General features: G+C 45.5%; 7 protein-coding genes and 2 pseudogenes. 5 read left to right on the plus strand and 4 right to left on the minus strand.

Features of this window, described 5'->3' with window-relative positions:
- Window positions 1–16 precede the first annotated feature (16 nt).
- Window positions 17–3211, plus strand: coding sequence for a CHAT domain-containing protein (locus DSM107010_RS29490; RefSeq protein WP_106167635.1), 3195 nt, complete (start codon window positions 17–19; stop codon window positions 3209–3211).
- 40 nt (window positions 3212–3251) lie between these two features.
- Here the strand turns inward: DSM107010_RS29490 and DSM107010_RS29495 are convergent, their stop codons facing one another.
- The 4 genes from DSM107010_RS29495 to DSM107010_RS29510 all read right to left on the minus strand — a co-directional run bounded on the left by DSM107010_RS29495 (window position 3252) and on the right by DSM107010_RS29510 (window position 7945).
- Window positions 3252–4430: a tetratricopeptide repeat protein gene (locus DSM107010_RS29495; protein ID WP_106167636.1), complete on the minus strand. Its 1179-nt coding sequence runs from the start codon at window positions 4428–4430 to the stop codon at window positions 3252–3254.
- A 118-nt stretch (window positions 4431–4548) separates the two neighbouring features.
- A complete protein-coding gene (locus tag DSM107010_RS29500) occupies window positions 4549–5817 on the minus strand; it encodes an MFS transporter (protein WP_106167637.1) in 1269 nt (422 codons plus the stop codon).
- Between the two features lie 179 nt (window positions 5818–5996).
- Window positions 5997–7334 carry a bifunctional sterol desaturase/short chain dehydrogenase gene (locus DSM107010_RS29505; RefSeq protein ID WP_106167638.1) on the minus strand — a complete coding sequence of 446 codons (1338 nt, stop codon included), beginning with the start codon at window positions 7332–7334 and terminating at the stop codon, window positions 5997–5999.
- Window positions 7335–7678: 344 nt separating this feature from the next.
- Window positions 7679–7945 carry a hypothetical protein gene (locus DSM107010_RS29510; protein WP_127024591.1) on the minus strand — a complete coding sequence of 89 codons (267 nt, stop codon included), beginning with the start codon at window positions 7943–7945 and terminating at the stop codon, window positions 7679–7681.
- 704 nt (window positions 7946–8649) lie between these two features.
- Here DSM107010_RS29510 and DSM107010_RS29515 point away from each other — a divergent pair.
- From DSM107010_RS29515 to DSM107010_RS29530, 4 genes and pseudogenes are all read left to right on the plus strand, one after another.
- Window positions 8650–9184, plus strand: a pseudogene (locus tag DSM107010_RS29515) (ISAzo13-like element transposase-related protein).
- 370 nt (window positions 9185–9554) lie between these two features.
- Window positions 9555–9791: an ISAzo13-like element transposase-related protein gene (locus DSM107010_RS42500; protein WP_181246580.1), complete on the plus strand. Its 237-nt coding sequence runs from the start codon at window positions 9555–9557 to the stop codon at window positions 9789–9791.
- A complete protein-coding gene (locus DSM107010_RS42505) occupies window positions 9775–10095 on the plus strand; it encodes an ISAzo13-like element transposase-related protein (protein WP_158631895.1) in 321 nt (106 codons plus the stop codon). Before DSM107010_RS42500 ends, DSM107010_RS42505 begins: the two co-directional genes overlap by 17 nt.
- 336 nt (window positions 10096–10431) lie before the next feature.
- Window positions 10432–11347 (plus strand): annotated as a pseudogene (locus DSM107010_RS29530) (IS701 family transposase); the annotation flags it as partial.
- Between the last annotated feature and the right edge of the window lie 75 nt (window positions 11348–11422).

Raw genomic sequence — 11422 nt, forward strand, 5'->3', positions numbered from 1 at the left:
GCACTAGGTGCTGGACATGACGAAGTTAGTTGTACTAAAGCTAGAAGAAGAGGATTCATCAAAAGGGGTAAAGGTGTGGCTGGAGATTGGCGAGGAGGGCGATCGCCCCTCAATCGAAATGACCGGTTTTTTGCCAGCGTCCGATCTGCTCCAAATATATGACAAATGGCAGGATGGCTATCACCGTCTGGGCAGAGGGACGAGTCGAGTCACACATATAGCGACAATTATTGACGGTGACATCACCCCAGAACAATGCCTGGAAAATGCCGAACTAGTGCGATCGCGCCTGAATACATGGCTATGCTCACCTTCCTTTGTGCCGCTGTGGAATAAATGTCGCCAGGAGCTAAACACTAAAGAAGAGGTACGGGTGCTGATTCGCACTAATAGTGAATCTTTACGGAAACTTCCTTGGCAACTGTGGAGTTTGCTTGAGGATTACCCATTAGCTGAAGTGGGTTTGAGTGCCACAGAGTACGAGCAACTGGTTAGCGACAGTAGACCCCGCGATCAAAAGTCGATCAAAATTTTGGCGATTCTGGGCGATAGTACTGGCATTAATATTGACAAAGACAGGCAGTTGTTAGAGAATTTGCCTGATGCCAAAACCACCTTCCTGGTAGAGCCTCAACTTGAGCAAATCAGCGACCAACTGTGGGAGCAATCCTGGGACATCCTATTTTTCGCAGGTCATAGCCGCAGTGAGGGTGTGACTGGTCGCATTTACATTAATAAAACAGATAGCTTAAGGATTGACGAACTCAAACGTGGCTTGGAAAAGGCAGTAAGGAACGGGTTGCAGTTGGCAATTTTCAACTCCTGTGACGGGTTAGGGTTAGGACGGGCGCTAGAACGTCTGCAAATTCCGCAACTGATTGTCATGCGCGAACCGGTGCCGGATCTCGTAGCTCAGAGATATTTGAAATATTTTCTCCAGGCTTTTCTCATTGAGAATAAAAATCTGTATCTAGCAGAGCGGACAGCGCGAAAAAGACTGGAGGATCTAGAAAGGAAATTTCCCTGTGCCAGTTGGTTGCCAGTGATTTTCCAGCATCCTTACGCGATCCCGCCAACTCGCGATCGGTTGCGCGGTGTTAGCACTGACAGCAGCACGGCGCGGGATACGCCAACTCAGCTTAGCCGCCAAGAACTCCCCGACGACCGGCATCAGTTACTAGCACGGGTAAAGGATGAAGTCAGTAAACGGCTGGAGCCGTCGCTACCTGAAGCGTTGCCGATTAAACTGCACAAGGAAAAGCAACCCCAACAAGTGATCCCATATTGGGATGTGGATGTCAATACTAGCAATCAGCTTAATACACCTCTGCCGCCAAATACGGAGATTATAGATGTCTTTGACCAGGAAGCGATCGCTGGCAAATTGCTGATCTTAGGTGCCCCTGGTTCAGGCAAAACTATAACTCTGCTGGAACTAGCAAAGAAGCTGATCGCTCGTGCTGAACTTGACCCCAATCAGCCGATGCCAGTGTTGTTAAACCTTTCCTCCTGGAAAAACGACAACCAAACTATTGCCCAATGGCTAGTAGCTGAACTCAAGTCCAACTATAATATACCCCGAAATATTGGCAAACGGTGGCTCGACAATTGGCAACTGTTGCCGCTACTAGATGGGTTAGATGAACTTAAAGAGCGCCAAAAGCTAGGAATTGAAGCGATTAATCGGTTTGAGCAAAAAAATCGACTTCAGCCAATAGTAGTGTGTACTCGGCTGGAGGAGTATAAGCTCTGCCATATCAAGCTGCAGCTTAATGAAGCAATCTGCTTGAAACCTTTGAGCTTCGACCAAATTCAGCAATATCTGGAGCAGGCAAAATCACAGTTGTGGCAAAGTATTGAGGATGACCGTAGTTTGTGCGAGCTAACCAAGTCACCACTACTATTAAGGATGATGACGTTGGCTTCCCAGGAAATACTGCCTAGGGAATGGCAAGGGTTCAATTCTTTTGAAGAACGCCGCCAGTATTTGTTTGATGTCTACATTCGCTCTATGCTGGCACCGAATAATCGTAAAACATGCTATGCATCAGGGAAGGAGCCAACCTCAGAGCAGACTCAACGTTGGCTAAGCTATCTAGCCAAGATGCTTGAAAAAGAGGCTCAGACGGAATTTTTGATTGAGAAAATGCAGCCTCATTGGTTGCAAAATCGCAATCAGAAGCGGCTATATCGAACTGTAGTGGGACTGAATACAGGGCTGATTTTTGGGTTTAGTATGAGTCTAGGCAACCTACTAATTAAGGTGTTAGTTGTTGTATTAAGTGAAGGCCCGATTTGGGAAGCACTCTGGGGACTGATTGCAGCACCAATTGAGGTGGTGATTACTGCGCTAGGTCACGGGTTGTTATGGGGATTGATTGGAGGGCTATTCAAGGGGTGGACTTACCGCTTAATTGGAGGTTTGATTTTAGGAGCAATTTGCGGGTTGATTGCCTGGCTCGATAACTCTTTTGAAAACCTACTAGATCCAATGATTACTTTGCTGATGGGGGGAATTATTATTGGAATGGCAGAAAAAGTCAGGACAGTTGAAACTTTAAAATGGTCTTGGATAAGAGCAAAAAGAGGAATAGTTTATGGGCTAATGGGTGGGGGAGCTATAGGAATAATTTGTGCACTATTCTATGGGCTTAGTACAGGAGTGAGTATTGACTTGTCCTATTTAGGAATAGGTAATGGACTGCTTGAGGGACTAATTCACTTACCACTTTTTGTCCTGCTTAGTTCTTTGTCGTTCGCGCTGCTAATTGGACTCCCTATAGGAGCGGTATTTGGCGGCGTACCTGGTCCTAGCATAGATATAGAGACAACAGCCATTCCCAACCAAGGAATTTGGCAGTCGCTAGCAAATGCTAAAATCTATGCCCTAATTGGTGGATTGATTTGTGGATCGTTTTATGGGCTGACACAAATTTTTTATATATATAGTGCTTATGAGAATTTATTAATGTTTGGTTTGTATAACTCACTATACTATATCCTAATAGTTGGGACGATTGGTGGGCTGATTCCAGGATTTGCTTGCATTCAACACTTCAGTCTGCGTACGGTTCTTTGCTGGCGCGGGTTAATTCCCTGGAACTATGCCCGTTTTCTCAACTACGCTACAGACAAACGGTTACTGCAAAAAGTTGGTGGGCGTTACCGATTTATTCACGCTCTATTACAAGAGCATTTCGCCCAAATGTAATTGATCTGGGACAGACTGTACTTGAAAACTTCAAGTGTGGCTACTGCTGAAGCTTTTTGAGCAGTTCCTGCGCTCTTTTGTCACCAACTACATTTCCTTTCTCCGAAAAAAGTCTTTGAGCTATTTTTACATCCTCAATCGCCCCTTGCTTATCTCCAAGTTTGGATCTGGCATCACCGCGGTCATAGTAAACCTCAGCAAGTGCGGGAGCGATAATCTGTACTCGAGTCAGTGTTATGTCGAAATCACTTCTACCTTGGCGAGCAATGCGCAGGGTAACTTTAGTACCCGCCTCGCCGCGAATCAGATCAGTTGCCTCCGTTAAACTCATGTTGGTTGTATTTTTACCATCAATTAACAAAATTTTATCGCCTGCTTTTACTCCCTGCGTCCAGGCTGGAGAGTATTCAATAAGTTTGACAACTTTAAGTACTTTAGTTTGTGTATCGACCTCCACACCAATGCCAGAGACAATTTGTTTAGGCAATCCCTGAGTATAATCTGCGATCGCTGCTTTGTAGTCTCTCAGATTACTGAGTGCCTTTCCCCGAGCAAAGTAAGAAGAGGCATTCTTCGGATCAATCTTAATTGCCTGTATGTAATTATCGATCGCTTCCCTATAATTTTTTTGAGCTAGGTAGGCATCTCCTAGATTTTTGTAGTAAAGAGCATTATTAGGATCAAGCTGTAAAGCTTTTTTACCATACTTTATAGCGTTTCCGTAGTCATTAGTGCGGAAATAGGCAAATCCTAGGTTATGATAAAAATCATCATCCTTCGGATTAATCTTGATTGCATTTTTGAAATTAGAGATAGCTTTTTGAAATTCTTCTAGGTTCAAGTAAACTACACCTAATCCATTGTAAAACTCAGCGGAGTTAGTATATCTAACATCTAGTCTCTGTGCTCGTTGGTAATCATCAAGCGCTTTGTTATATTGTTCTCGATCAACGTTAACTCGTCCTTGTTTAACGTTAGTCAGTCCTCGCTTGTAGTAAGCTCTCGCAAAGTTGGGATTCAGCTTAATGGCTTGGTCATAATTCTCTATTGCTTCTTTGCCCCGTCCTTGTATATCCTCAATTACTCCCTCATTAAAGAAATATCCAGCCCAAATCCGATTTTGCTGAGTATAGACCGTAAGAGCCACTCCACCAAATACAGTGGCTATTGCAAAGACGGTAAGGATTCTATAAACTCGTTTATTGTTAATAATTGCCATAACTCAAATTCGGTTGGGTAGTCTAAGGCACATGGAAACCCCTGAAGAATTTAAACAGCACAGTGCGTGCAGGGTTGTATGATGAAATGTCCAACAAAAATTTCAGATTATCCAGATCCTAGCGTATTGTTTCCAGATTTGTTGAACCGATTTTCGGATGAAAATTGACACCATCTCCTTCAATTTTGCTACAAAACTTGACAGTTGGAGCCAGCACGGCAATTGTTGCGCTACTGACGACGACTAGGCCCAAAGCCCCACGAAGGGTGAGCCAGTCAGTAGCGAACCCAAGCAGAGATGAACTGCACGCTCCAAAGTAGCCAATGGTTGCCACCGCTGCTAGACCCATGCCAGGGGCTATCCCAGGAGTGCGTTCAGCTGCACTAAACACGAGCGGAGCGATGGAAGACAAGCCGATACCGCAGCAGGCAAAGCCGAAAATTGCTACGATTGGCTGGGAAACTACCAAAGATAACATCAGCCCGATCGCTGCTAAAGTGCCACCAAAGCAAACCATCCTAACTGGACCAAAATATTGAGTACTCCGGTCTCCCGTGAAGCGACCGCAAGCCATAGCCAACGAGAACGCTGCATATCCTTGTGCTGCCAGTCCAGGTCCAGTATCAAGTACGTGCAGGAGATAGTTGGCACTCCAATTAGCCATCGCTCCCTCTGCCAACAAACCGCAAAATGCTACTATTCCTAGACCAACGAGCGAGCGTTGCGGAAAAGCAAACACTGGTGCCTGACTAATGCTGACAACAACCGATGGCAACAGCCGACGCGATTTTAAAATTGCAACTATTCCCAGCAGGAGTGCGGCACCGAGCAAGTGTGGAACGGGAGCCACCCCTAGAGAGGCGGCTACACCGCCTACGGCTGCACCCACTAGGTTACCAACACTAGCCATACCGTGAAATGAAGCCATCAGCGGTCTATTGTAGCGCTGCTGAATCGCAAGCCCTTGAGCGTTCATAGCCAAGCACGCAATTCCATTGATAGCGCCGAATAGCACTAAAGCGATCGCCAGTGAAGATTGCTGAGGAGCTAATGCCACTAAGAACAGCACTAAGCAGTAGACCAGCGTCGCTATTTTGATGATTGGACGACTGCCCACGCGAGCTATCAACCACCCTGCTATGGGCGTAACCAACAACATACCGATCGGCATACCTAGTAGCGCGGCTGCGAAATCGCTATTACTCAATGCAAGTTTCTGTTGAATTGCTGGAATGCGTGCCACCCAGTTACCAGATACGGCACCATTAATGAAGAACATAGCTGCGATCGCAAATCGAGCGGTTCTTAGCACTGACTTCTGCCGCGGCTGACGAGTTAATCCTCTAGGAAGCTGACGAGTTAATCCTCTAGGAATAGTAATAACCATTTCTTATCTTCTTTGTTGGTACGCCTCAATACAGATGTCGGGCTAATTGGGATAAATTTCGCACCAGGGTTGGGAATTTTTGAAAACTAAAGCCAATTCTTGAAATAAAGGCAACAGATGTTCTCAATGTGAGCTAGAGTTAATTTGCAAGAATTCTATTAAACATAAAATAAGCTTTCCTATCCTTGTTCAAGTGACGACACTATTAAGCTTCTCTCTGAACAGGTGTTATTTTCTACTGTTGTTGTGATTTCTGCATCTCTACAGCTATGAGTTCTGAAATAACTGGACACGAGAAACTCACGCACCGGATGCACGATGTAAATCCAAAAGCGGTATGAGACGATCACATTGCGGATATCGCGCTTGACTGCACTGATGGTCTGTTTAGCTACCCAATCAGCAGACAAGGTCGCTGTGGGTGACATTTTGCTACGGAAACCACCAAGCAGAATTTTGCGAATGGTGCAAGGTGCGTCTAGCCGCCGCAGAGTAACCAGGTCGCCTAGAGAGCGTTTGCTCAACTCGTATAGAGGACTTTGTGCAGGAGCAACTTCTGCTTCAGATGTGACAACCCAAGCTTCTTTTTTGGCAATTTCTTCACTAGTGCGAACGGTTGATAGAAACAGTTCCAGCAGGCGGTAAGAAGACCAGGTATTCACCTCAAAAGATTCGATCGCAGCCTGCTGTGTTCTCTGTTTGTGTACGTTTACACCATGATTCAGCACAAGTATATCTGCTCGCTCCAGCACCTCAGATAAATCCTGTTCGCGCCCTATCTGCCAGGAAATAGTTTCTAGCGCTAAAAGCTTGCCTGCGACTTCAAGAGTGATTGGCTCTGTTTGAGATGAAGTTAACGCTATTACCCGAGCACCTGCTTCAATCAAGTGCTTTAGCAGTGCCTGCCCCAATGCTCCCGAAGCGCCTGTGACAGCAACCGTTTTTCCTTGAAGGGAAACTGCTGTTCCTAACAGCTTATCGACGAAAGTATAAACACCAGAGAAATATGCTTGAGGATTCTCAAAATGATGCCGCCAATGGTAGGACTTGTTTACTATCCATTGAGTGGGAGGCTCAAGAAATTGCCCTGGTTCGTGGTTTGGGTCTGCTTTGTTTGCCCACTTCCAACCCATGCCTCCAGCTACCGCCCTGACTACACTGCAAGTTGTATAGTAAATTCCTCCGGCAAACGTGCCGATTAGGGTAGCCCAACTAGGAAAGCTTGCATATGCTACTCCAAGGAAGAGACAGGAGGCTACGAACATGAGAATTGATTCTGGGACATCGTGATGCCAGTGCGACCGACGGTAAAGGTCTTCACTCACGATTGAAAGGTCTGAATGAAAGGCTTTGTGATGCCAGATGTGATGTTGCTGGTAGAGCCATTTGAGTTGATGTGATAGCATATGGTACGCATCTCTTACTAGCTCTACTAAAATAATCGAGCCAGCAGCCCAAGCTACTGTTGTGAGAGCAAGTGTCAGTCCATCAATAATTTGTTCATTTGAAAAAAACATACTGTCCTCCTAAAAAGTTCTGGTTCTGTCGCCAGGAAAATATGGATAAGAGCAGTCAATTTCCCTGGCATCAACCTAAGTAGCGACTCCATCCTCACCGAATGCGATCGCAGATTCGTGGCGGCAAGACGAAACTTACATTCAGGCGGAGTGACGGCGGGGGAATTTTCCTGTGCCGAACCTCCTTATCAAAAATGATGCATTTAGTCTAGAAGCCTCTTCGCATCTACTGTTTGAGAGTTAACGTGAAAAGTAAGCTGTAAGCACCTTCTCATTTGCCTTGAATGTGCGGATGCAAGGCATGGGTGTGCGTGCAACAAGGCGTTCGTTGGGGAAATCCCACTCTACAAGCAAGTAAATCTACCTCTATGTGCCCTCCTAGTCAAACATTTAGCTATACGTACAGGGTGTGCGTCTCTTAATAGCCGATCGGAACGAAGTTGCTTGATAAAGGAGATTGCCTCTCGTTTCATATCGCCGGTTAAGTGTTCGGGAAGTAAGTTTGGCATAGACTTTGCTTCTTTTGAAGTTGCTGTCGCTGTTGCAGGTAAGATAAAACTAATAAAACTTAGCATCGTACCAATAAAAATTGCAGTCATTGTGCGTTTCATACTTAATTCCTTGTTTGTTGATGTTAGACAATCGGCATCAAGTCTATCAGTCTTTCTATTTAAGGTTGGCGAACTGAAGTTACTTTGCAGCTCAACTGTTCATCCTTCCATACATGTATCGGGCGTAGGCAGAGAAATTTCGCACTTGATTGTAAGAATTATTGAAAACTAACAAGACAATTGTGTGGCAAAAACAGGAGTAAATGGTGAAAAAAAATGGTTGTGTTGTCTCTATGATGAGTTATCAGCACCAGTAGAATCCTTCACCAGAATTCAAGAAAATTCAAGTAGTAGTCTAAGAAGAAGATTGCTATGAATAGCTCGTCAAAGAAACCTTCATATACAGGAAAGGATGTTTTCATTGGTATTGACGTACATAAGCGCACCTATTCAGTAGTAAGTGTAGTAGAAGGAATAGTAGTGAAGAAATGGCAAACTGCAGCTGTACCAGAACAACTAACAAAGCAATTAAGGAGTTATTTCTCATAGCAAATTTCGATTGAGTAGATTAAAGTAGAAAAAGGAGAAAAGCCTGGTCAAACTAATAAATCTGACGGGGTGACAAAGCGGCTGAAGCCAAGTCAGTAGAGGAGTGTGACCGTTTTAGGGTAAAAAAAGATAGGTCAGGTATTGTCAACAAGACCTATCAAATGAAAATGCTACCTAAGGCGGTTTCCATCAAATAGATTACCAGTTGAGCTAAGATGCTCCTATGCAGTAGAGAATCAAGGAGCAAGGCATTGGGGGTTTCTGTGCATGAGCATCAGCTCGATCAATCCCAAATTGAAGATTTGCAGCTAGCAGCCTCCAAGCTGCTCGGAGCTTCCCGACGAAGTTTTCAAGCCCAGATGTGCCTGAAATACTGTGGAGGTAGTGCGCGATTAGCAGAAACAATCTTCGGCTGGGGGAGAAACAACGTCCAGTTGGGGCTGGCAGAAAAGCGGACGGGGATAACTTGTATCGGAGGTCAAGCAGCCTTTGGGGGAAACAAGAGTTGGGAAGAGCGTTATCCAGAGGCGGCAGCCAGATTACGAGCAATTGCCGAAGCTCATGCACAGCAAGATCCCAGTTTTCTGACAACGATCGCTTACACTCGTTTAACAGCCGCAGAAGCAATTAAGCAACTGCGCTTCTCAGGGGTATCCTGACGAACAAGTGCCTGCTCCTAGCACAATGGCGCTGATCTTGAATCGGATGGGCTACCGTTTGAAACCAGTAGTCAAAGCCGAATGGCACTAAGTTAAGGTGAAAACCTTATCGGGTAAGAGTTGGGGCAACAGGATAGCTTAGAGCAGCAAAGGTCGGAAATCCGACCGCTGACCCAATTGCGATGGCGCTGTTTTGTCTGTCTCAAGCAGGAAAACTGTAAAACCTTTGCACATCAAGTTCTTGGGCTTATCTTAGTGCCATTCAGTCAAAGCCAAGCCTCAAAAAAAATTCCCCAAACAAACGCCATCTTCGATCACATCCAAGCCAACGACCGCCAAGCAGACAACAGTATCAAACGCTCTTTGCATCGATTGCAAAGCCACAGTCAACATTGGTGATTTCTCTCGCTTTGGTCAAACTCGAGGAGACAACCGAGCCAGCGAGCGTGATTTTGAGGCTGATGAAAAGTATATTCACGCTCGGGATTGTCGATGAGGATAGCGGGCAGTTGTACCTGGTCTTTGGTAGTTCCGCTAAAACCAGTGACTTTATTGTTGATACTCTACAGGAATGGTGGAACGACTTGTCAGTTGACCAGCAACAGGCAACTGGACGCATCCAGATCAAAGTCGATAATGGTTCTGAAACTAGTGGGGTTCGTACTCAGTTTCAAAGAGCGAATGGTAGAGTTTACTGACCACATTGGCAAGCCGATTCACCTGCTCTACTATCCGCCGTATCACAGCAAGTATAATCCCATTGAGCGCTGCTGGGGCATTCTAGAGCAGCATTGGAATGGGGCTAAGCTGACGGATGCTCTTACCATGCTTCTGTGGGCGCGGAGTATGACATGGAAAGCTATGCAGCCTGTCGTGAAACTGAACCTCAAGACTTATGAAAAAGGCATTTCCCTAACTAAAAAAGCTATGCGTGCAGTTGAGAGAAGATTAGAACGAAATCCACTGTTACCCAAATGGGACATCCTCATCCGACCAGCTTAACCGGTAACTTATTTTTTGGAAACCGCCTAAAGGTACTGTCACTGGGCGACAAACAGCATACCAAAACTTTGTTTCTTTGGTCTCATTTTACAGCAGCCAACAAGGGATAGTGCTGGCTACTGAGCAATTTGAGACTAAAACTAACAGTGAGTCAACAGTGGTACAAACAATGCTTGATAGCGGTTTTCATATGAGTGTATTAATCGTCAGTTAATAAACCTGACTCAACCGAGCAGCCTGTGTTCGATGCAATTGAAAACCGCTATTACCCCTCTTTTGTTACTTTGCTGAGAATAAATTAAGCTAGGAGAAGCTGTGATTTTAGCTGACCCCATGATTGAGCGACGCAATCCTGTAGCGACCGTTGGCTTTGTTGATGAATACTGTCAACGATATCGAGCTATCTTTGGTGACATCCGACTGTACGAGTGCAACAAGAGTGGCTGCACGTCGGGATCTTGAGTCCATTGCCACGCAAAACGTTACCCGAAATTGCCAAAATTGTGGGACTCAAAGATGGACAGAGCTTACATCACTTTCTACGAGATGCGGTTTGGGATGTGCAACAAGTCAGAGCAACTCGCTTGCACATGATTCGACAGGTGATTGGTGTTCGACCGATGACCTTGTGTATTGATGAAACTGGAGATGTCAAAAAAGGTAGGGCTACAGATTATGCGGCGAAGCAGTACATTGGCAACTTGGGACAAACTGCCAATGGCATAGTTTCTGTCAATGTCTATGGAGTAGTGGATGGCATTACTTATCCATTAATGTTCAAGATCTACAAACCGAAATCCCGCTTAAAGGTAGGAGATGTTTACAAGAGTAAACCGCAATTAGCAGTGGAGATCATTCGGGAGCTTCTTGCCCTTGGTTTTGTGATTGAACGAGTACTAGCCGACAGTTTGTATGGAGAGAGTGGAGATGTCACGGGCATCTTGCATCAGTTCCAGCTGCCATACATTGTGGCAATTCGCTCAAATCATGGAGAATGGAAGCCCAAAGGACAACAGATACGCTACAACCGCGCTGCACGCCTATGACCAACCGTTAGCCTCTCGTCCCCAGTCACGCCGCTACATTCGTGAAATCATCGCATGTCTTGCGCCGTGCTGTGCGCTACTACCAAATCACCAAGGGTAGCACCGACAACCCAGACAAGGCAGACAGTTGGTTTATCATGACCAACCTACCAGGAGACATTATCTTGAGTGTGGGCAGACAATACACATTGAGGACATGGATTGAAATGAGCTTGCCGTAATCCCCCTATAAGAGTCTAATTTGTAGTGCTGACGTGAGCTGGAAGGCTGTTTAGACATGG

Source organism: Chroococcidiopsis cubana SAG 39.79 (genome assembly GCF_003991895.1).
Lineage (GTDB): Bacteria > Cyanobacteriota > Cyanobacteriia > Cyanobacteriales > Chroococcidiopsidaceae > Chroococcidiopsis > Chroococcidiopsis thermalis.